This is a genomic window from Candidatus Methylomirabilota bacterium (genome assembly GCA_036002485.1).
Lineage (GTDB): Bacteria > Methylomirabilota > Methylomirabilia > Rokubacteriales > CSP1-6 > AR37.
Map to the genome: position 1 here is coordinate 1 of DASYTI010000243.1, position 21,192 is coordinate 21,192.

The following is a 21,192-nucleotide window of genomic DNA, read 5'->3' on the forward strand; positions in this document are numbered from 1 at the left end:
CGCGTCCATGAGGCGCTGGAGCAGGAGATCGAGGCGCCCTTCCCAGTAGCCGCAGACGAGGCCGATGAGGGTGCCCGCGAACGTGCCGATGCCCACGGCGAGCAGCCCCACCCAGAGCGAGATGCGGCTGCCGTAGATGACGCGGCTGAGAACATCGCGACCGATATCGTCGGTGCCGAATGGATGCGCCCAGCTGGGAGGAGCCAGCCGGATCTCCGGCTGGGCCGCGAGGGGATCGTAGGGCGCCAGGACATCGGCGAAGATCGCCGTGAAGACGAGGAGGAGGATGAGGGCGGCCGAGGCCATTCCCAGCGGCTTGCGCTTGACCACGATCCAGAGGGCTCGCCCCCGACGCAGCTCGATGGCGGCCAGCTCATCGTAGGTCCTTCCGGGCGCGGTGGCGATGGCCATGCGCGCTTCAGCTCCTCACTGGTAGCGAATCCGCGGGTCGAGCCACGCGTAGGTCAGGTCGACCAGCAGGTTCAGCGTGACCAGGGTGATGGCCACCAGCATCACGTTGGTCTGCACGATCGGATAGTCGCGGAACAGGATGGCCTCGACGGTCAGGCGGCCCATGCCCGGCAAGGCGAAGATGATCTCCACGACGAAGGTGCCGGCGAGCAGGGTGCCGAACTGGCCTCCCACGAGCGTGATGACGGGGATGAGGGCGTTCTTCAGGGCATGCTTGTAGATGATGATCCGCTCGCCCAAGCCCTTGGCCCAGGCCGTGCGGACGTAGTCCTCGCGCAGCACCTCGAGCAGGGTCGAGCGGGTCATGCGCATGGTGGCCGCCGAGAGGCGGAACCCGAGCACGGCCGCGGGCAGCAGGAATTGCTGGAGATTCTTCCACGGCGAGTCCCAGATGCTGGCATAGCCCAGAGGGGGCATCCAGCGAAACCAGATGGCCGCGAACGTGATGATCAGCGTCCCGAGCCAGAATTCCGGCATCGACAGTCCGGAGATGGCGGCCACTCGCCCGACATAGTCCGAAGCCTTGTCCTGGCGGATGGCCGAGAGCACACCGACGGGAATCGCGATGCACAGTCCCAGGATCATGGCCAGGGCGGCCAGCTCCAGGGTGACGGGGATGGATTTCTTCAGGGCGACCGAGATGGGCTCGTTGGTGAAGATCGAGTAGCCTGGATTGAGGCTCACCATCTGCCAGGCCCAGATCAGGTACTGCTTGTAATAGGGCTGGTCGAGCCCCAGGTCCTTGCGGAGCTTCTCGAGCTCCTTGGGACCGACGTTTCCGGACTCTCCCATGAGGGCGGTGAGCGCATCGCCCGGCATCACCCGCATCAGCCCGAACACGATGAGCGAGGAGAGGAGGAGGACGGGGATCGAGAGCAGAAGCCGGCGGGCTATATATTTGTGCATGGGCGCTCCACGCCGAGCGCGATCAGAGGACGCGCCCCGTGGCCGCTCCTCTGCGCTTCAGGAAGTCGCGTCACGAGACGCCGGACCGGCGTCGGGCGGGGGCCATCGGTTGACATCCTTGCTCTCCTCCCCGGGGGCCTGCGTGTTCAGCGAAGGAAAGAGGTCATGGCTTTGGCAGGCATAATAGTCGGGGCGCTGCCGCAGGTGGGGGGACGATGCCGCAGTGCTCCCGACAAAGTCAAGCGGAATTGCGCGCCGGACGACGAGGCCCGGTTCCTCGAGGCTGTCCGGCGCGCGCTTGCCGTGGGGAGGTCAGGCCCGACGCGCGCTCCGCGAGAGAAGTGCCGCCACCAGCGCGCCCAGGCCCACCAAGGTCAGGCCCGCCGCTTGTGGAATGGCACGAGGTTCTGAGAAGAGCAAATCGTCCAGCATCACCACGTCTATGTTCGAAGTCGGAAGATCATTCGGCCCCGGCGCCGTATTGCCGCTGGTGATGCGCACCCGCGCAATCCGGTCGGTCCCGAAGTCGACTCCGAGAAAGGATAGGCTGGCATCCGGCGTGCTCCCGGGCAGTACGTCAAAGACACCCAGCGAGTTCCCTTGGAGACCGAAGAACTCGAGATGGGAGCTCGTGGCAAGGTCCACGTCGGCGAAGACGGCGCCGAAGGCGGTGACGGTGGCCGGGACCGCTCCGTTCGTGCCGGGAATGAAGAACGTCACGTCCGTGATGTTGCTTCCGATCGGGGTGAACAGGCGTTGGGGGCTGAAGGGGCCGAAGATCGTGCCGTAGGTCGCGTTGCCGAATTGGGTGGCCAAGCCGGAGGGAGGCGCCTGCACGAAGCCCGTGGCCGTCGCAGACCCGAAAAGCGCGCCACGAATATTCTGGAATCCGTTGAATGGGTTGGGGGAGACGGTGGTGGCCGCCCCTCCGCCGTCCCAGTTGATCTCCCGGCGCCCGCTGTTCAGGGGGCCGGGAGCGTTCGCGTTGTTCGGATTGCCGAGGTCGGTCCGAAACGCGTCCACGGTGGCCTGAATGGAGCTGGCCTGGTTAGACCCCCCTACCTGGAACACGACTGGTACCGCGAGGGACGGAGCGCTCCACGCCGTTACGATCAGCACTGTCCATGCGAGGGACCAGCGAAGCTTCGAGAGAGTCATGACGTGCTCCTTTCAGCAGAGCCTCCGGGCCCTATCCACGGGGTGACGGGAAGGGCGGGTCGTCGAGTGTCCGTGGAGCCACTGAGCCCGCCGAGGCGTGCGCGTGATCCCGCGCTGTGGCCCCGATGATATCAGACGACGCAAGCCCCCGGAGTCCCGTTGACAGGGGTCGGAGGACTGCTTCTTAATGGGCGCGCAACCGGCTCGTCACACGCGTGTGAACGGGGCTTCGCTTGCAGTGGCTTGCTTCCCGCCGGCTCGCGGGACGAAAGGAGAGACCGATGGCGACCAAGAAGAGACGGCAGGCGACGACGGCCAAGGCCGCGAAGACGGCGAAGAAGGCTCGGAAGAAGGGGAAGACCGAAACGGTCAAGCGCATCTGCAACCTGGTGCCCTCGAAGGGGACGGAGAAGGATTGGAAATACGAAGACGCGGTGGCCGCGGGCGCCCTGGGGGCAGTGGCGGCCTTACCCCCCTCTGTCGATCTCCGCCAGCCCTGGTGGACGGTCGGCGATCAGGGCCAGACCGGCTCCTGCGTGGGCTGGGCCTCCGCGGACGGCGTCGTGCGCTATCACATGGTCGCCGCGGGCAAGCTCAAGAAATCCCAGCTCCTCTCGCCCCGATATGTCTGGATGGCCTCCAAGGAGACGGACGAGTACACACTGAGGCCGGAGAGCTTCGTCGAGGAAGCCGGCACCTCGCTCAAGGGCGCCATGGACGTGTGCCGCAAGTTCGGAGTGGCCACCCTCGCCATGCTCCCGTTCCGGATCACCACCTTGATGTACACGGGCGGCGAGAATGCCTTCTACGCCGCGGCCGCCCAGCTCCGAGTCGCCTCCTATTTCAATCTGCGCAAGAATCTCAATCAGTGGCAGTCCTGGCTGGCCGCCCACGGGCCCATCCTGGCCGGGCTCAACGTGGACCAGACCTGGGACAACGCGACGAGCACGAAGGGGAATCTGGACACGTACCTGCCCAAGACGGCGCGGGGCGGTCATGCCATCGCCATCGTGGGGTACACGACGACGGGGCGGTTCATCGTCCGCAATAGCTGGGGCTCGGCCTGGGGAGACAACGGCTTCGCCTATGCATCGCCCGCCTATATCACGGGGGCATTCTTCGACGAGTCCTACGGCGTGACGATCTGACGGCCCGCGACCGGGCGGAGGGGGAGCGTTCTTCTCAGAGCCTGATCGTGGAGCAGCTGAGCACGGTCACGGCCACGGCTTCCCCGGGCCGGAATCGGCGGGTGATGGACCCGGCCACGCGCAGGACGAGATCGCCGTCGTCGAGCTGCACCTGGTAGTCCACGGCATCGCCGAGATAGCTCGCGCGAAGCACGGTGGCGCGGAGCACGCTCTCCCCGGGGCTCGACGGCGCGGCCAGCGAGAAGGGGGCGAGGGTGATCTGATGGGGGCGGATGGAGAGCACCACGGGTCCCGGCGTGAGGTTGGCCTCGACCACGCGCAGGCGTAGCTTTCCGCGGACGAACGTGTCCGAGCGCTCGGCGATCCCCTCGATCAGGTTCGTCTTGCCGATGAACTCGGCGACGAAGCGCGTGCGGGGGCGCTCGAAGAGCTCCTCGGCGGTGCCGATCTGCGCAACGCGCCCCTCGTCGAGCACGGCCACCCGGTCCGAGATGACCATGGCCTCGCCCTGGTCATGCGTCACGTAGAGCGTGGTGATCCCGAAGGTCTCGTGGAGTCGCCGGATCTCGAAGCGCATCTCCTCGCGAAGGCTCGCGTCGAGATTGCTGAGGGGCTCGTCGAGCAGGAGAATCTCGGGCTCGACGACGAGGGCCCGCGCCACCGCCACACGCTGCTGCTGGCCGCCCGACAGCTCGCCGGGATAGCGCCCCTCGTAGCCCGCGAGCTGGACCACGCGAAGCATCTCCGTCACCTTGCCGTCGCGCTCGCCGCGCGCCACCCCCCGCCGTCCATCCTTGAGAAAGCGGAGCCCGTATCCCACGTTCTGGGCCACCGTCATGTGCGGCCACAGCGCGTAGCTCTGGAAGATCATGCCCATTCGCCGCCGCTCGGGGGGGATGACCGTGGCCGGGGAGGAAAGACAGCGGTCCCCCACCCAGACCTCGCCCGCGTCCGGCTTGAGAAAGCCGGCCACCACCCGGAGGGTGGTCGTCTTGCCGCATCCCGAGGGCCCGAGCAGGGCCACCAGCTCGCCAGGCTTCACGTCGAGGTCGAGACCATCGACGGCGGCGACATCGCCGTAGCGCTTGTGGAGCCCTCTGATCCGTATCCCGGGCACGACGCGGCTACCCCGCCCCGCCGGACGGCCGCGCGCCCAGCACATCGCGCCCGAGGACCGTCTGCATGAGGACGACGGTGACGAAGGTGACGGCGAGCATGAAGAGACCGAGGACGGCGATGGCCCCGAACTGGCCCTCTTCTTTGAGGTCGAAGATGACCACGGACATGACCTTGGTGTTCGGCGTGAAGAGGAGGATGGAGGCCGACAGCTCACGGATCACCCCGATGAAGATGAAGCACCAGGTCGCGATGATGCCGCTTCGCGCGAGCGGCGCGGTGATCTCCCGGAGCACCCGGAGCCGCCCCGCTCCGAGAATGCGTCCCGCCTCTTCCAGCTCCGGGTGGATGCCGCGGAACGTCGCATCGGACTGCGAGTAGCCGACGGGCATCTCCTTGGTGAGATAGGCCAAGAAGAGGATCCACAGGGTGCCGTAGAGCAGGAAGGGAGGCCGCGTGTAGGCGATGAAGAGCCCGACGGCGAGCACCACGCCGGGGATGACCACGGGTGCCAGGGCGAGGAAGCCCAGGACCTGGTGGCCCACGATGAGCTGGCGGTTGGTGATATAGGCGAGGAGCGCGGCCAGCCCCGCGCCCACGCAGGCCGTGAGGATGCCCAGCTCGAGCGTGTTGACGATGGCCGTCTGCGTCGAGATGGAGAGGAAGGTGAACGACCAGTTCCCCAGCGTGAGATTGTCCCAGGTCAGCGGCTGGGCCCACGCGCGGGAAAAGGCCGCCTTGGCCAGGATTCCGTAGGGCAGGAAGATCGCGCAGGCCATGACGGCGAGGCAGGCGAGGAGGGCGGGCTGACGCCAGAGGCCGAGAGGGATCTGGCGGCGCTGCGCCCCTTTGCCCCCCACCGCGGCATAGCCGCGCCGTCCGAGCAGCCGCTTCTGGAGAAAGAGCAGGAGGGCGGTGGCCAGAAGCAGGGGCACGGAGAACGCCGCGGCCATCTCGACCTTGGGCGGGTACTGAAAGAGCGCCCAGATCTGCGTGGTGATCGTGTGAAAGCCCGCGGGCAGGGCGAGGATGGCGGGAGATCCGAAGAGGGCCAGTGCCTGGAGGACGGACAGGATGAAGCCGCTCAAGATGGCGGGGGCGACCATGGGCAGCGTCACCGTCACGGCGACCCAGAGCCGGTTCGCGCCCAGGATGGACGCGGCCTCCTCGAGATCGGAGGCGATCAGCTCGAGCGTGTTGACGATCATGATGTAGACATAGGGAAAGGTGTAGAGGGCGACCACGAAGATCAGCCCCGGCATGGAAAAGATATTGAGGAGCGGCTCCTCGGCGCCCGTGAGCCCGCGATAGAGCTTGTTGAGGTAGCCGGCATTGGGGCCCGCGAGCATGACCCAGGCGAAGGCGCCCAGGAAAGGCGGCGTCACGAAGGAGGCCAGGGTGAGGCCCCGGATGATGCGCTTGCCCGGGAGGTCTGTGCGCGCGGTGAGCCAGGCCATGGGCGCGCCGAGGGCGAGGGAGAGCAGCCCGGACCAGAAGGCCAGGACGACGGTATTCCACAGGGCCTTCTGGAAGCGGGGATCGGTGAAGACGCGGGCGTAGTGAGCGAGGGTGAAGCCGCGCTCGCCGCTCACGCTCAGATAGCCGAGCCAGGCGAGGGGGAGGAGCATCAGGAGGAGGAGCGCGGCCGCGGCCACGATCCATACCGGCGCGGCGCGGTCCAGCCCTTCGAGCCTCGAGGGCCGGGGCCGGAGGGGGGCCGTGAGCTCGCGCGGCATAAGAGGGCGGATCAGGCCCCGAAGAACTCCACGAAGCGCGTCTTGATCTCCTCGTTGCGCTTCTCCAGCTCCTCGGGATCGACGAGGAGGAGCTTGAGCTCGCTGAGCTTGGGCCGGTCGGCCGGGTACGTGACCTCGGGATGGCCGGTGTAGAGGCCTTCGGTGTCGGCGAGGACCTGCTGGACCTCGCGGCTGAAGATGAAGTCGGTGAAGAGCCGTGCCGCGTTCGGATGCGGCGCGAAGGTAGCGATGGCGGTGGGCGAGATGACGAGGGGCACGCCTTCCTTGGGGAAGACGATCTCCACCGGGTTTCCCTTCTTCTTGATCTGGTAGAACGTGTAGTCGCCCCCGTTCACGGCCACCGTCCGCTCGCCGGAGGCGACCACGCCGGAGGGATCCACCGCCGACTGCACGAGCATGGGCTTGCTCTGAGCGAGCTGCTTGAAGTAGTCCCAGCCGTGGAGGTGCACGAGGGCGAGCACATGGGTGGCGATCACGCCGCTATAGCCCGGATGCGCCGTCACCAGCTTGCCTTTCCACTTCGGATCGAGCAGGTCCTTCCATGTCCGGGGCGCCTCCGCTGCCGACACGGCCTTCGTGTTGTACGCGATGACATTGACGGTGGCGCGCAGGCCGTAATGGTAGCCGTCCTTGTCCTTGAAGCTCGAGGCAAAGCGGTCGACGCCGGCCGGCGTGTATTTCATCAGGAGCTTCTTGTCCTTCAAGAAGACGTAGTGACCGGCGTCGGAGGTATGGATCACGTCGACGTTTTTGATATTGGCCTGCAGCTCCTGCATCACCCGCTGGAGGATGCGCTGCGAGCCCGTGCGCTGCACCTCGACCTTGATCCCCGGATAGGCCGCCTCGAAGAGCTTGGCCACCTTCTCCGCGCTGGTGAGCGCGAGAGAGGTGTACCAGACCACCTTGCCCTCTTTCTTGGCGGCCTCCACCCGCGCGTCTTGGGCCGCGGCAGGAGCGGGAGCGGCGAGGACGGCCAGACAGAGCAGGATGGGCGCCACCGAGCGTTGCCGCAGACGAACCACGCGCATAGCGACTCCTCTAGGCCAGCCTATTCGTGAACAGGGTTCCGTTATCATACAGCCCCCTCACCAACTCAGCCCTCGCCTCGCGGCTTAGCCGTTCAGCTCAAACTGCGACCCTCTCCCCCGCGACGGGGGAGAGGGATGAGAAACACGCGTGTCACGCAGCATTGGTTTCTTTTGATCCCTCTCCCCCATTGGGGGAGAGGGTAGGGTGAGGGGGAAGGCGCGTTCGCGCACGATGCGAGCTAGGCGATGAGAGATTTCATCAGGGTGTCAATGCGCTCCAGCTTCTCGAAGCCGGCCACGGTCTCGATGATACGGGAAGCCCGCTCGTCGGAGAGGGCAAGCGTGGCATTGCCACGGAACTTCGCCTCGATCTCCTCCTGGCTCATGGGCAGGTCGGGGCCGCCGCGTGGGCGATCCTGTCGCTCTTCGAGCACCCGCCCGTCATGGAGGTGGATCGCGACGTGGCCGATGAACTGACGCGGGTAGTCGATGCTCGGATCGACTTCGTACGATACACGTGACGCCACGCCGAGCACCGCTTCGTCTCCCGCCGCCTCGTCCGTGAACTCGGCCAGCCCCGCTCGGCCCTTGACGAGGATGACGCCGATCAAGTAGGGCAGGCTGAACTTCGCCGCATAGCCGTTTGGCGGTCTGTGCTTCGCGGCCAATGGCTCCCAGAGGCGAGGCAGCGGTCCCTCGGCGGTGCGGCAGCGGATGTGGGCGATCTGCTCGGGCCGGATGTGGTGCTGCTGGCGCAACCGGAGCGCGCAGTCCATGTACGGTTGCGCGATGGACCCACAGGGGTAGGGTTTGAAGGTCAGCTCCTCGAGCTCCCAGGCGCGACCGAGGGTGCCGAGCAACTCCTCCAGACGCGCGTCGTCATGTCCACCCGCGAAGGCCTGGTAAAAGCCGTGCGTGCCCTCGAAGACCGTCTCCGGCCCCGTAAAGCCGGACTGCGCGAGCAGCGTGGCCACGACCCCAGCATGGGCGGCCCAGCCCGGATGAAGCCGCTTGGTCCATGAGCCATCCGCCAGGTATTCGATGATTCCGCCCGCCTGGCTTCCGCAGATCCCCAGAGCGGAGACGAGCTGGTCCTCCGTGAGGCCGCGCAGGCGGCCCGCGACGGCGGCCGCCGCGAAGCTTCCCGCGAGAGAGGTCGGATGATAGTGGCGGGCGTGAAAGCGGCCGGGCACGGCCAGCCCCACCCGGCACATCACCTCGACCCCCGCGATGGCCGCCTCGAGAGTGGCGCGGCCGGAGGCTTTCTGCGCCTCGCCCACGGCCAGCGCCGTGGTCACGGCCACCGAGCCCGTGTGGACGATCGCATCCTCGCGCGTGTCGTCGAAGTCGAGGCCGTGGGCGAGGGTGCCATTGGCGAGCACGGCATGGGAAGCGCCCACCCGGGATCCGCCGCCCATGAGCGTGCTCTCGGGTGGCCCGCCCAGACCCTCGGCGGCCCGGAGGACCGCGCGCCCGAACTCCTCGGGAGAAGAGGCCAGGCAGCTGCCGATGATGTCGAGGACGAGCTGCTTTGCCTTGGCGACGACCGGGGCGGGGACATCATCCAAGGCCAGGCCGAGGGTGAAGCGCGCGTAGCGTCGAGCGACGGATGAGTGCGGCACGTGGGTTTGCCTGCCCCGGGGCGGGCGAGCCCTTTCTACTGAAGGCCCGCGAGCCTGTCAACGACAATCGACCCGGCGGATCGGGAGTGCCTCGGCTTGGGCTGGAGAGTTGTTCGGCTCATCTCGAGAATGGCCGGCCGGTCGCGAGTCACTTATGCGCGGCGCGCGCGATGCTCATTTCCTTTTGGTTCTACTCGGATCGTCTTCCGGATTCACAAACTTGACGACAAACGGCGCGACGCCAAAGACCTCAATGACATTTCCAGCGCCGTGACGGCCAAAGTGTCGGACGCCCGCCGGGACCATTGAGTGGGCGCCCACCTTCAACTCGTGCAGCTTACTCGCATCGAACCGTTCGCCCTGGGCCATCCAGAAGGAACCCTCCAGTACCGTCACGTGTTCGTCGGTCACATGCCAATGCGGTGGCACGACGACCTCTCCCTTGGCACGGATGCGAATTACGTACAGGCCGCCCTTCCTATCCGGGTCGCCGGAGACGACGGCCAACTCCACGCCGGGGATGAGTGGCTTCCAGGCCAGTTGATCTGGCGTGACGACCACGTGGCCGGCCGCCGGTTTCTTGCCGGCGGGCGTCGCGCCTTGCCCAGAACTGAGAGCAGGCATCAGCAAGATCGCAACAGACAAGAGCATGATCCTGACTCTCATGGCCAAGCCCCTTCCCCTGCATACCTTTCGCCACGGTCCTCTTCAGATCTTCTTCGTGCCCTCGTCGAGCGAGTCACTCAGCAAGTATGCCACGCGGGAAGCCGAGACGCCGACCGGCCCGGCGTCGAACTGAGACACGACCGGCGGGTCGGGTTGTTTGACCGGACCTGACCCTTCTGTCATGCTCGGCCGGAGCTCTGAAACACGGATCGCGGAGACCCCACACCACACGACACACTGGCCGAGACATCAATCAGGGGAGGGCACGGCATGAGTATCGGCGCGCCACAAGAGCCAATGGTGTGTACGCCCAAGGCGCTGCCCCACGACAAGTGGGTGGCGGCGGCCCGGACCGCGTCGGAGATCAATCCCGTCAATCATCCTCCCGTCGAGCGCCTGATGAGCGCCATGCCGGAGTTCGTGCCCACCGCGGAGCGCATTGCCGTCTTGACCACGAAGTACTGGCACACCAAGGGCGTGCGGTTGACCGTCGGATTCCTCGACGATCCCTCGTCCGCCCTCCGCAAGCGAATCGTGACGCACATGAACGCCTGGGCGAAGAGCGCCAACGTCACGTTCGTGGAAGCGGCGAAGGATCCGCAGGTGCGTATCGCCCGCGCGGGAGGGCCAGAGGGCGGCTACTGGTCGTATCTCGGCACGGACGTCCTTCACATCGACCGGGACCTGCCCACCATGAACCTCGAAGGCTTCTCCATGGCCATGCCGGAGTCCGAGTTTCGTCGCGTCATCCGGCACGAGACGGGTCACACCCTGGGCTGCCCGCATGAGCACATGCGTCGCGAGCTGGTCAACCTGATCGATCCGGGGAAGGCTATCGCCTACTTCAGATCGACGCAGGGCTGGAGCGCCGAGGAGGTCCGTCACCAGGTGCTCACGCCGATCGAGGACTCCTCGCTGTGGGGAACCACTCACGCCGACCCCAATTCGATCATGTGCTACCAGATTCCCGGCTCGATCACGAAGAACGGCAAGCCCATCATCGGGGGCGTGGACATCGACGCGTCGGACTACGCGTTCCTCGCAAAGGTGTACCCCAAGGCCGCCAGACCGACCCCGAAGCCCAAACCGAAACGCAAGCCCAAGCGCAAGCCGAAGAGGAAGCCCAAGCGGAAGAGCAAGGTCAAGGCATCGCGACGGAAGCGCGCGAAGACCCGCCCGTGACGGCTTGCCGGCGCCTCGCAACTATCTGATTTGACTCCGGCCGACTGGCGGGTGCTGACGCTCTAGGCCTTGGTCGGGTGCGACCGTCGGAAGCTTGGCCGGCGGGGGCTCCGTGATATGGTGGAAATCTATGTCTCACTCGCTCGACCTCATCCGTAGACTCGAGGCCAATGTGAGCCGCGCCCTCGTGGGCAAGCCCGAGGCCGTGCGGCTGGCCGTGGTGGGTCTCCTCGCGCGCGGGCATCTCCTCATCGAGGATGTGCCCGGAGTGGGCAAGACCACACTGGCCGCGGCGCTCGCGCGCTCCATCGGAGCGGGCTTCCAGCGTATCCAGTTCACCTCCGACATGTTGCCCTCGGATGTCATCGGCGTCAGCATCTGGGAGCCGACCAAGAGCGAATTCGTCTTCAAGCCGGGACCGCTCTTCACCAATATCGTCCTGGCCGACGAGATCAACCGCACGACCCCCAAAACGCAGTCGAGCCTGCTCGAAGCCATGAACGAAGCCCAGGTCTCGCTCGATCATTCGACCTACCCCCTGCCGCAGCCTTTCATGGTGCTGGCCACCCAGAATCCGCGCGAGCACGAGGGCACCTATCCCTTGCCCGAGTCGCAGCTCGATAGATTTCTCCTCCGGATCCGCATCGGCTATCCGGGCGCCCTCGACGAGAAGGCCGTGCTGCGCGGCGCCGGATCGCCCGGGCTCGAGACGCTCGTGCCCGTCCTGGACGGCCGCGAAGTGCTGGAGCTCCAGGAGGAGGCCGACAGCGTGCGGGCCGACGAGTCCGTGCTCGACTACCTCATGGCCCTCGTGGAGGCCACCCGTACCTCTCCGCTGCTCTCGCTGGGCGTGAGCCCGCGCGGATCGCTGGCTCTGCTGCGCGCGGCCCGCGCCCATGCCCTGGTCGACGGCCGCGACTACCTCGTGCCCGACGACGTGAAGCGCCTGGCCGTCGCCGCCCTCGCGCACCGTGTCCTCCTCAAAGGACGCACGGCCCAGGGCAGCGGCGTGGACGGCGAGGCGGTGCTGCGATCGATAGTCCAGGACGTGCCCGTTCCGCGCTGAACCCGAGGCCACCATGAGGTGGGTCCCGAAGCGGACCTGGAGAGACAGCGAGTGGTGGTGGCGGCCGTTCCGGCCCCGCCGGACCATCTGGCCCACGCGCGACGGCTGGTGGTGCCTGTTCGTCGTCATCGGCCTCGGGGTGGCCGCCATCAACACCGGCAACAATCTCCTGTATCTCCTGGTGTCGCTCCTCCTGAGCCTCATCGTCGTCTCCGGCGTGCTCTCGGAGCAGTCCATGCGCGGCCTGCAGCTGGAAGCCGAGATTCCCGAGGAGATCTATGCCGGGGCTCCGACCCTCTTCGGAGCCCTCGTCCAGAACGGCAAGCGCTGGCTGACCTCGTATTCGGTGACCCTCGAGCTTCTCTCGCGCGGTAGCGGGGTGCGCTTCATCTACGTGCCACGGCTCGAAGCGGGCGCCGAGCGCTTCGTGACCTGGGAAGTCACGCTGTCCGCGCGCGGCCGCCAGCGACTGTCAGGCATCCGGCTGACCACGCGCTTCCCCTTCGGCCTCTTCGTCAAGGCCAGCCGGGTCATGCTGGAGGCCGACGTGGTCGTCTTCCCGGCCGTCCGCCCCATCTCGGCCGAGGCCCTCCAGCGCCTGGTGGGCTCGGGCACCGCCTCGGCGCGCCGGCGCGGGCGTGGCCACGATCTCTACAATCTCCGCGCCTACCGGCCGGGGGACGACCCGCGCCACATCCACTGGCGCTCGAGCGCGAAGACGGAGTCGCTCGTCGTGCGCGAGATGGAAGCCGAGACCACCGAAGACACGCGTATCGTCCTCACGGGCACGGGCGCGCATGATCCGGCGCGGCTCGAGGCGGCCCTGTCCGAGGCGGCCTCCGCTACCGTGCATCTGATCCGCGCCGGCTCGGGGGTGGAGCTGGTGGGTCGTGGGCTCGTGGTGCCGCTCGGCCGCGGGCTGGGTCAGTCACGGCGTATCCTGACCGCGCTCGCCCTCTATCAGCCGGGCCAGCCCCGCGCGGCGCCCGACACCCATGAGAAGGGCTGGCGCTCGCTTCGCGAGCTCCACGTCGAGCTCGACTGATGCGCGCCCTCCTGGCCTTGAGGCTCATCACCTATCTGCTCGTCTGCGCGGGCGTGGGCGCCCTCGCCCTGGCCGGGCTGCTCGGGCCCCTCGGCACCGCCATCGTGGCCCTGGCCCTCCTCGGCAACTGGTGCATCGACCAGGTGCGCGAGCGCATGCCCGTGCGCCCGGCCCTGGGCTGGGCCCTCATCGTGACCGCGGCCATGGCCATCGTCCTCGACCTCTTCTATCTCGCCCAGAGCATCCTGGACGGCATGGTCCACCTGCTCCTCTTTCTCATCCTGCTTCGGCTCTTCCGCCGCCGCTCGCTCAAGGACCTGCGGGACGCCGGCTTCCTCTCCTTCTTCATGCTCGTGGCCGCCTCCGCCGTCACCTTCAATGTCAGCTTCCTCTTCGTCTTCATCGCCTTCCTCACCCTGGGGACCTGGATGCTCATCCTCCACCACCTAGTCTCCGAGGCTTCGCTCGCGGCCGTGGCCAGTCCCGACGTGGCGGCGGGCGGCATAGGCCCGCGCAGCCCGCTCTTTCGCGTCTCGCTCGTGGCGGCCGCGGGCACCTTCGCGCTGGCCGGGATGATGTTCTTCATCATCCCGCGCGTGGGGCAGGCCACCCTGCCCTTCCGCGCCGAGCTCGGGCGGCGGATCTCCGGGTTCACCGACCACGTGGAGTTGGGCGCCTATGGCGAGATCGAGACCGATACCACCGTGGTGATGCGCGTGCGCTTTCCCGACGACATCAAGGACCCCGAGCGCCTGCCCAATCTCCGATGGCGGGGCCTCGCCTTCGATTCCTTCGACGGTCGGGTATGGACGGCGGGGCCGCGCCACCGTTTCCTGCTGCGACGCGAGGCCTCGGGCGAGTTTGTCGTGGCCAGCCCGCGGGGCACGGGACCCATCGTCCGCCAGGAGATCTTCCTCGACCCCATCGGCACCGACGCGATCTTCGTGGCGCCGCGGGCGCTCCGCGTCGAGCTGCGCGGGGGGGCGCTGGGGCTCGACGACATGGGCAGCGTCACCGCGCCCACGCCTTCGGCCCGGCTCCAGTACATCGTCGACTCCGAGCTCGAGATGACGCCGCCCCGCGGCCTGCGCGAGGGCGGGCCGCCCGGCGGCGCGCCGGCGCCCGCGGCAGCCCGCTATCTGCAGCAGCCGCCGCTGCCCGCTCGCATCCCGGCCCTGGCGCGGGAGGTGACGGCGGGCAGCCGCAGCTCCTACGAGGCCGCCCTCAAGCTGAACCACTACCTCTCGACCCAGTTCAAGTACACGCTGGTCATCAAGCAGCAGAGCCAGCTCGATCCCCTCGAGGAGTTCCTCTTCGTGCGCCGCTCGGGCAACTGCGAGTACTTTGCCGCCTCCCTGGCCGTGATGCTGCGCAGCCTGGGCATTCCCGCGCGAGTGGTCGGCGGCTTTCAGCGAGGGGAATGGAATCCCTACGGTCGCTATTTCATGGTCCGGCTGAAGGACGCCCACTCGTGGGTGGAAGCTTCCTTCGACGGCGCGGGCTGGGTCACCCTCGACCCCTCGCCTCGCGCCGAGCTCGAGAGCGCTCAGCTCGGACCGAATCCGTTCGCCCTCTACCTCGATGCCCTCCGCATGCGGTGGTATCGCTACGTGGTCAACTGGAGCCTGCGCGACCAGATCGGGGTGGCCGCCTCCGCGCAGCGCGAGGTGCTCCACTGGAGCGCGTGGCTCAAGGAGTCCCGCGAATCCCTGCGGAGCGTGCCCCGGGCCGTAGCCGCCGTCGCCGCGGTGGCCGTGCTCGCCCTCCTGGCCATCCTCTGGCGCGCGGGACCGAATGCGGCGCGACAGGCGCTCGGCGCGGGCAGCCCGCGGTTCTATGTCCAGGCCCTTCGCGCGCTGCGACGGCGCGGCTTCCGCCGCGGGGCGGCCGAGACCGCGCGCGAATTCCGCCAGCGCGTCGAGGCGGAGGCGCCCGTGTTCGCCGAGCCGCTCCAGCGTTTGACCGCCGTCTATGAAGGCTGCCGCTTCGGCGGGCGAGGGCTCAGCGCGGAAGAGGGGGCCGCGGTCGAGGCCGCGCTGGCGGAGCTCCGCCGCCGGCGCTGAGTAGTCGCCCGCACGGCGTCATGGTGCCCCCTACACCCATCCTCATCCTCCCCGGCTACGGAGACTCCGGGCCTGATCACTGGCAGAGCCTGTGGGAAGCGGAGGTTTCCGCCTGTCGCCGCGTCGTCCAGCGCGATTGGATGCTTCCGAGGCTCGAGGAGTGGCTCGACACGCTCGCGCGACATGTCGGCGACTGCGAAGCGCCTCCCGTCCTGGTCGCGCACAGCCTGGCCTGCTCGCTGGTGGCCCACTGGGTGGCGCGATCCGGTGTCCGCGCCAGGGGCGCCCTGCTCGTGGCGCCCGCCGACGTGGACTCGCCCACCCACACGCCCGACGAGGTGCGCGGCTTCAGCCCCATGCCCCTCGCGCGCTTCCCATTTCCGAGTATCGTGGTGGCGAGCACCGACGACCCATTCTCGGCACTTTCTCGCGGCAAGCTCTTCGCGCGGTCCTGGGGCAGCCGTTTGGTCGTTCTGCCCGGGGCCGGGCACATCAATGGCGACACGGGATTCGGCAAATGGCCGCAGGGCCGCGCGCTCTTGGGTGAGCTGGTCAGCGGCTCCTGAGGCTCGTATCGTCATCGAGGAGGCAAACCATGATCCGCAAGCTTCCCTCCGGACAGTATCGACTCTATTCCCGGAAGAAGGATCCGCGCACGGGCAGAAGACGGAATCTGGGCACCTTCGGAACGCGCCAAGCTGCCCTCAAGCACGAGCGCGCCATTCAGTTCTTCAAGCGGCACTGAGCTCGCCGCCGTTCGCTGACCGCCCTCGGCTTCAGGTCACTACTTGATCACTTGATCGGCCCGCCGCAGCGGCGACGGCGGGATCGTCAGGCCGAGCGACTTGGCGGTTTTGAGGTTGATGACGAACTCGATCTTGGTCGGCTGCTCTATGGGCAGGTTGGCCGGATTTGCACCCTTGAGGATTTTGTCGACATAGCTCGCCGCTCGTCTCTGGACGGCATAGAGGTCGGCAGAGTAACTCATGAGGCCCCCGGCCTGCGCCCAGTAGGTCAGGGTGAAGATCGAGGGCAGCCGCTGGGCGTTGACGATCTCCACGATCCGAATCCGCAAGTCGTCGAGCGCCGGGTTGCCGCGAGCCCTCGAAGCTGATCGCGTTTCCCCGACGCGTAGCGAAGCTCGAAGTGTATGTTCTGGCCTTCGTGCCAGCCTAGATCGCCCAGCCCCTCGCGGACGGCGGCAACGCTGCGGCTGTCGAGTTCTGGCGTGAAGAGGCCGAGCAACCCAAGCCGGGCGACCCTTCCCGCCTGCTGCGCCTCGGCCGCGAGCGGCGCGGCGAGGAGACTCACGCTCACGGTGCGGAGAAACCGACGGCGGTTCAACATGGCGAGTCCGATGATAGCAACGGTCGAATGGGTACGTCGTCCGGCTTGACGAGGCACGCCGAGAGGTGCAACGTATTGCCGCTGAAACAGGTCACCACTCTCTGAGAGGAGCCCACATGACCGCGAGCGCCCCCGGGATCTATGAGATCGACGTCCAGGACATCGAGTATCTCCGCCACGGAGACAAGCCGCTGCTCGCGCGGCTCTTCAAGCCGCGGGGCACCGGGCCTTTCCCGCTCATGGTCGAATTGCACGGGGGCGCCTGGTGCCGTGGCGACCGCCTCGGCGACACCGCCATCAACGAGCCCCTGGCGAAGAGCGGCGTGGTGGTGGCGGCCCTGGATTTCCGGATGCCGCCGGACGCGGCATACCCTGGATCGTTCGCCGACATCAACTACGCCATCCGCTGGCTCAAGACCAAGGCTACGGGGTTGGGCAGTCGCCCCGACATGGTCGGCGCCATGGGCAACTCGAGTGGCGCCCACCAGGCCATGCTCGGCGGAATGCGGCCGCGTGACCCTCGCTATGCGGCCCTGCCGCTGCCCGCCGGCTCGCCCGCCGTCGACGCCACCGTCCGCTGCGTCATCATGTGCTCGTCCGTCATCGATCCGCTCGCGCGGTACCACTACGCCAAGAAGCTGAAGGCGGGCGGCCCGCCGTACCCGGACATCGTCGATCGCGTGCTGCCCAGCCACGATCAGTACTGGCAGACCGAGAATGCCATGGCCGAGGGCAACCCCGTGCTCGCTCTCGAGCGCGGGGAGAAGGTCGAGCTGCCTCCCGTGCTCTATCTGCAAGGCACCAACGATGCCGCCCATCCGCGCGTCGACCTCGACCGCTTCGTCATGCACTACCGCAAGGCGGGCGGCCAGCTCGAGCTGGAGCTCTTCGAGGGCGAGACGGAGGGGTTCATCGTACGAAAGGCGGGCTCACCCGCTTCAACGAAGGCGATCGAGCGGATCATCGAGTTCGTCCACAAGCAGGTCGGATAAGCTCGGCGCGTTCTCCCGTGGAGCGCGGGTCCGCGAATGAACCGGGGCAGGGATCTTGCCGCGGCGCTCCTAGACTACCTGCGCGCGCGGCTCGATGAGCGCGGCCTCGAGCTCTCCGAGCCCCTGACCCCGGTCTCCGGAGGATTCGACACCCGGATCTTCGCCTTCCGCCTGAGAGGCGCGGCGCCGCCGTTCGCGGGACCCTTGATCCTGCGACTGCTCGGCCCGCAGCACGATCCCGCCCGCGTGCTGCGGGAGCGCGTGACCCAGAATACCCTCGCCGGCCTCGCCTATCCTGCGCCCCGCGTTCTCCTCGCGAGCCCCGACCCCGCTCCGCTTGGCGGAGGGTGGCTCATCATGGAGCGCTTGCCGGGGAAGCCCTTGCTCCAGGCCCGCTACCTCAACCTGAGCCGGGTTCTCGCCGACACGCAGCTGCGACTGCACGCGCTCGACGCGGAAGCGTTGTTGCGGGCCATGGACGAAGAGGGCCGGGATTCACGCGTGGCCGGCGGTCCGGCCATCAGCCGCGAGATGATCACCATCGAGGGCCACCTCGCCCAGCTCGAAGCTCGCATCGCCCGCGGCTCTCTCGACGGGCTTCAGCCGGCCATGGCCTGGCTCGTCGAGCGCCGACCTGGGGAGCAGTCCCCCCGGGTCATCTGCCACGGCGACTTTCACCCGCACAACATCCTCTACTCCGGAAGCTCGGTCACCGGAGTGATCGACTGGCCGAACGTCGTGGTCGCCGAGCCCGCCTATGATGTCGCCACCACGCGCATCATCTTGCGCTTCGCGCCGATCGAGCTCTCGGCCCTGCCGGTGCCGCTGCACTGGCTGGTGGCGAACGCGCGGCTCGTCATGGTCAAGCGCTACCTCGCCGGCTACCGGCGCCGCCGATCGATCGACCCGCGCTCCCTCGCCTACTACGAGGCGCTCAGCGCGATGCGGGCCCTCGTCCGGGCCGCCGAATCGCGACGGGGCCAGGGGGCGGCCGCCTCGAATCCCCTCGACGCCTCTCGATTCGCCGAGACGCTCGCCGCCCACTTCTCGGCCATCAGCGGGATCACGCCCATCTTGCCGCCCCGGAGGCCATGAGCATCGCCGAGGGCGCCCCCGCAAGGGTTGCGTTACCGTCGATTCGTGGTAGTTAAGTGGGGCCCTCTGACGCGCCAGCGCCGTCGTCGTCCTGCCGGGCTGGACACATTGAGCAGCCACCCCACGTCCTTCAGGAGGGACGCCGATGAAAATCTCCGGACGGCGCTTGGTTTCTGTTTTCTTCGTCCTGACCGCGCTGCTGACGCCCGCGGCCACCGCCCAGGCCCAGGCCGGGAAGTATCCGACAGCGCCCACGGTGACGCCGCCCGCCGTGGTACGGCCCGGCAAGCTCGTGGTGGCGACCAACGCGACCTTGCCTCCCGTGCAGTTCATCGACGAGAAGGGCAATCTCCAGGGCATGCGCATCGAGCTCGGAAACGAGATCGCGAAGCGACTGGGGCTCGAGATCAACTGGGTCAACGTGCAGTTCGAGGCGCACATCCCGGGCCTGCAGGGCGGGCGTTGGGACCTGATCGTCACCGTCCTCTTCTTCACGCCGGAGCGCGCCAAGCTCATGTACCTCATCCCGTACGAGCTCCAGGCCATCAGTATCTCCGTGCCCAAGGGCAATCCGAAGAAGCTCGCGCAGCCCACGGACCTCGCGGGGCGCCCGGTAGCCGTGGAGATCGGTGGCTACGAGGAGCGTCAGATCCGCCGCATCAACGAGGAGCAGACCAAGGCGGGCGCCAAGCCGATGGACATCCGGACCTTCAACACGTTCGCGGATTCCTATCAGGCCCTCCGCGCGGGACAGGTCGAGGCCGTGGTCAGCGTGGACGCCGTGGCCAAGTTCTACCAGGACAAGGGCGAGTTCGAGCGCGCCATGTCGGGCATCGCCGGCTCGCCCGCCACCATCGCGGCCAAGTCCAAGGACCTGGCCCAGGCCGTGCTCAAGGTGATGAACGACATGAAGGCCGACGGCACCTACGATGCGCTCTTCGACCGATACGGCGTCTCGAAGATGACGGGCAAGACGCTCGAGCTCAAGGGGCCCGATCTTCCGTAGGGGCCCGGCGCGCTGATGTCGGGCTGGGACTGGGGGGCGTTCCGCAAGTACCTGTTCAACTTTTATCTACTCGACGGTGCGTGGACCACGGTGTGGCTATCCGTGGCCGTCATGGCCATAGGGCTCGCCCTGGGGCTCGGCGCCGCCCTCATGCGGATGTCGAGCCACCGGGTGCCGCGTGATCTCGCGCGCTTCTACATCTGGCTCATGCGGGGGACGCCGCTCCTCGTCCAGCTCATCATCATCTATACGGGGCTGCCCCAGCTCGGTATACGCCTGACGGTGATCCAGTCCGCCCTCCTGGGGCTGGGACTCAACGAGGGCGCCTATCTGGCCGAGATCATCCGCGCGGGGATCCTCTCGGTGCCGCGCGGCCAGTTCGACGCGGCGCGGGCCGTGGGCATGCCCTACTGGACCATGCTGCGCGTGGTCATCTTGCCCCAGGCGGCGCGCGTGATCCTGCCGCCGCTCGGCAACAACTTCAACGGACTGTTGAAGACGACGTCCCTCGCCTCCGTGATCTCGCTCGAGGAGCTGCTGCGGCGCTCGCAGATGCTGATCCAGCTCGAGTTCAAGGTGCTCGAGATCTTCGTGGTGGCCGCTTGCTATTACCTCGTGATGACGAGCCTGTGGGGCATGGTCCAGCGGCGCCTCGAGGCCCACTTCGGCCGACCCTACGGCTCCTCCGGAGAGCCGCCGCGCCGGGTCATCGACCGCACTCTGCTCGAGCAGGACGCGCGCTGATGCCGCCCGCCGAGCCCGCCGTCCAGGCGCAGGGCGTGCACAAGTTCTACGGCTCCCTGCACGTCTTGCGCGGTATCGACCTCGAGGTGCGCCGCGGCCAGGTCATCGTCGTCCTCGGGCCCAGTGGATCGGGCAAGAGCACGTTCCTGCGCTGCTTGAACCACCTGGAGGCCATCGAGCGGGGATCGATCCGCATCTGCGGTGAGCTCATCGGCTATCGAGAGACGCCGGCCGGCCTCGCGGAGCTGCGCGACGCGGAGGTGGCGCGCCACCGTCGGCGGATCGGCATGGTCTTCCAGCAATTCAATCTCTTTCCGCATCTGACCGCCCTCCGGAACATCATGGCCGGCCCCCTGCACGTCCTCCGCGAGAGCCGCGAGGCCGCGGAAGCCGAGGCGCGGCGGCTGCTCTCGCTCGTCGGCCTGCCCGAGAAGGCGGAGACCTATCCCGGGCAGCTCTCGGGAGGGCAGCAGCAGCGCGTGGCCATCGCGCGGGCGCTGGCCATGCGGCCCGAGGTCATGCTCTTCGACGAGCCCACCTCGGCCCTCGATCCCGAGATGATCAGCGAGGTGCTGGAGGTCATGACCGCGCTCTCCAGGCAGGGCATGACCATGATCGTGGTCACCCATGAAATGGGGTTCGCCCGGGCCGTGGCCAACCGCGTGGTCCTCGTGGACGAGGGCCGCGTGGTCGAGGACGCCGCCCCCGGCGAATTTTTCACGAATCCGCAGAACGAGCGCACGCGTGCCTTTCTCGACAAGATCCTCCATTAAGGAGCGT

At 67.6% G+C, this 21,192-nt stretch carries 21 protein-coding genes; 12 read left to right on the forward strand and 9 right to left on the reverse strand.

Annotated elements, in window-relative coordinates; translation table 11 throughout:
- The 3 genes from VGT00_21065 to VGT00_21075 form a co-directional block, all read right to left on the reverse strand.
- Positions 1-411: ABC transporter permease (locus tag VGT00_21065; protein HEV8533921.1), on the reverse strand; the 411-nt coding region annotated here is incomplete at its 3' end.
- 15 nt (positions 412-426) lie between these two features.
- Positions 427-1,377 (reverse strand): ABC transporter permease, encoded by a 951-nt coding sequence (locus tag VGT00_21070; GenBank protein ID HEV8533922.1) that lies wholly within the window; start codon positions 1,375-1,377, stop codon positions 427-429.
- Between the two features lie 312 nt (positions 1,378-1,689).
- Positions 1,690-2,535 (reverse strand): hypothetical protein, encoded by an 846-nt coding sequence (locus VGT00_21075; GenBank protein ID HEV8533923.1) that lies wholly within the window; start codon positions 2,533-2,535, stop codon positions 1,690-1,692.
- A gap of 281 nt (positions 2,536-2,816) precedes the next feature.
- Between VGT00_21075 and VGT00_21080 the strand changes: the two genes are divergently transcribed.
- A complete protein-coding gene (locus VGT00_21080; GenBank protein ID HEV8533924.1) occupies positions 2,817-3,683 on the forward strand; it encodes a C1 family peptidase in 867 nt (288 codons plus the stop codon).
- 34 nt (positions 3,684-3,717) lie between these two features.
- On the opposite strand, the gene VGT00_21085 is transcribed toward VGT00_21080, so the two are convergent.
- The 5 genes from VGT00_21085 to VGT00_21105 all read right to left on the reverse strand — a co-directional run bounded on the left by VGT00_21085 (position 3,718) and on the right by VGT00_21105 (position 9,857).
- The gene (locus VGT00_21085) at positions 3,718-4,800 is read right to left on the reverse strand and encodes an ABC transporter ATP-binding protein (GenBank protein ID HEV8533925.1); all 1,083 of its coding nucleotides are present in this window, start codon (positions 4,798-4,800) and stop codon (positions 3,718-3,720) included.
- A 7-nt stretch (positions 4,801-4,807) separates the two neighbouring features.
- A complete protein-coding gene (locus tag VGT00_21090; protein HEV8533926.1) occupies positions 4,808-6,535 on the reverse strand; it encodes an iron ABC transporter permease in 1,728 nt (575 codons plus the stop codon).
- An 11-nt stretch (positions 6,536-6,546) separates the two neighbouring features.
- A complete protein-coding gene (locus VGT00_21095) occupies positions 6,547-7,584 on the reverse strand; it encodes an extracellular solute-binding protein (protein HEV8533927.1) in 1,038 nt (345 codons plus the stop codon).
- Between the two features lie 239 nt (positions 7,585-7,823).
- Positions 7,824-9,206 (reverse strand): MmgE/PrpD family protein, encoded by a 1,383-nt coding sequence (locus VGT00_21100; GenBank protein ID HEV8533928.1) that lies wholly within the window; start codon positions 9,204-9,206, stop codon positions 7,824-7,826.
- Between the two features lie 174 nt (positions 9,207-9,380).
- Positions 9,381-9,857, reverse strand: a complete 477-nt coding sequence (locus VGT00_21105) for a cupin domain-containing protein (protein ID HEV8533929.1) — start codon at positions 9,855-9,857, stop codon at positions 9,381-9,383.
- A gap of 312 nt (positions 9,858-10,169) precedes the next feature.
- Here VGT00_21105 and VGT00_21110 point away from each other — a divergent pair, with 312 nt between their 5' ends.
- The 6 genes from VGT00_21110 to VGT00_21135 all read left to right on the forward strand — a co-directional run bounded on the left by VGT00_21110 (position 10,170) and on the right by VGT00_21135 (position 15,973).
- Complete coding sequence (locus VGT00_21110) at positions 10,170-11,054, forward strand: peptidase M12 (protein ID HEV8533930.1); 885 nt, start codon at positions 10,170-10,172, stop codon at positions 11,052-11,054.
- A gap of 130 nt (positions 11,055-11,184) precedes the next feature.
- Positions 11,185-12,120, forward strand: a complete 936-nt coding sequence (locus VGT00_21115) for a MoxR family ATPase (GenBank protein ID HEV8533931.1) — start codon at positions 11,185-11,187, stop codon at positions 12,118-12,120.
- Positions 12,121-12,133: 13 nt separating this feature from the next.
- Positions 12,134-13,165 carry a DUF58 domain-containing protein gene (locus VGT00_21120; protein ID HEV8533932.1) on the forward strand — a complete coding sequence of 344 codons (1,032 nt, stop codon included), beginning with the start codon at positions 12,134-12,136 and terminating at the stop codon, positions 13,163-13,165.
- Positions 13,165-15,228: a DUF3488 and transglutaminase-like domain-containing protein gene (locus VGT00_21125; protein ID HEV8533933.1), complete on the forward strand. Its 2,064-nt coding sequence runs from the start codon at positions 13,165-13,167 to the stop codon at positions 15,226-15,228. The genes VGT00_21120 and VGT00_21125 overlap by 1 nt, the downstream gene beginning before the upstream one ends.
- Before the next feature lie 20 nt (positions 15,229-15,248).
- On the forward strand, positions 15,249-15,794 hold the full coding sequence (locus VGT00_21130) for an alpha/beta hydrolase (protein ID HEV8533934.1): 546 nt from the start codon (positions 15,249-15,251) through the stop codon (positions 15,792-15,794).
- A gap of 29 nt (positions 15,795-15,823) precedes the next feature.
- Positions 15,824-15,973 carry a hypothetical protein gene (locus VGT00_21135; GenBank protein ID HEV8533935.1) on the forward strand — a complete coding sequence of 50 codons (150 nt, stop codon included), beginning with the start codon at positions 15,824-15,826 and terminating at the stop codon, positions 15,971-15,973.
- A gap of 39 nt (positions 15,974-16,012) precedes the next feature.
- Here VGT00_21135 and VGT00_21140 read toward each other — a convergent pair whose 3' ends face one another.
- Complete coding sequence (locus VGT00_21140) at positions 16,013-16,288, reverse strand: ABC transporter substrate binding protein (GenBank protein ID HEV8533936.1); 276 nt, start codon at positions 16,286-16,288, stop codon at positions 16,013-16,015.
- A gap of 403 nt (positions 16,289-16,691) precedes the next feature.
- Between VGT00_21140 and VGT00_21145 the strand changes: the two genes are divergently transcribed.
- From VGT00_21145 to VGT00_21165, 5 genes are all read left to right on the forward strand, one after another.
- A complete protein-coding gene (locus VGT00_21145) occupies positions 16,692-17,567 on the forward strand; it encodes an alpha/beta hydrolase (protein ID HEV8533937.1) in 876 nt (291 codons plus the stop codon).
- A 36-nt stretch (positions 17,568-17,603) separates the two neighbouring features.
- Positions 17,604-18,662: a phosphotransferase gene (locus tag VGT00_21150; protein ID HEV8533938.1), complete on the forward strand. Its 1,059-nt coding sequence runs from the start codon at positions 17,604-17,606 to the stop codon at positions 18,660-18,662.
- A gap of 145 nt (positions 18,663-18,807) precedes the next feature.
- Complete coding sequence (locus tag VGT00_21155) at positions 18,808-19,668, forward strand: ABC transporter substrate-binding protein (GenBank protein HEV8533939.1); 861 nt, start codon at positions 18,808-18,810, stop codon at positions 19,666-19,668.
- A 15-nt stretch (positions 19,669-19,683) separates the two neighbouring features.
- Positions 19,684-20,412 carry an amino acid ABC transporter permease gene (locus VGT00_21160; GenBank protein ID HEV8533940.1) on the forward strand — a complete coding sequence of 243 codons (729 nt, stop codon included), beginning with the start codon at positions 19,684-19,686 and terminating at the stop codon, positions 20,410-20,412.
- Complete coding sequence (locus VGT00_21165) at positions 20,412-21,185, forward strand: amino acid ABC transporter ATP-binding protein (GenBank protein HEV8533941.1); 774 nt, start codon at positions 20,412-20,414, stop codon at positions 21,183-21,185. The genes VGT00_21160 and VGT00_21165 overlap by 1 nt, the downstream gene beginning before the upstream one ends.
- The last annotated feature ends 7 nt before the right edge of the window (positions 21,186-21,192 follow it).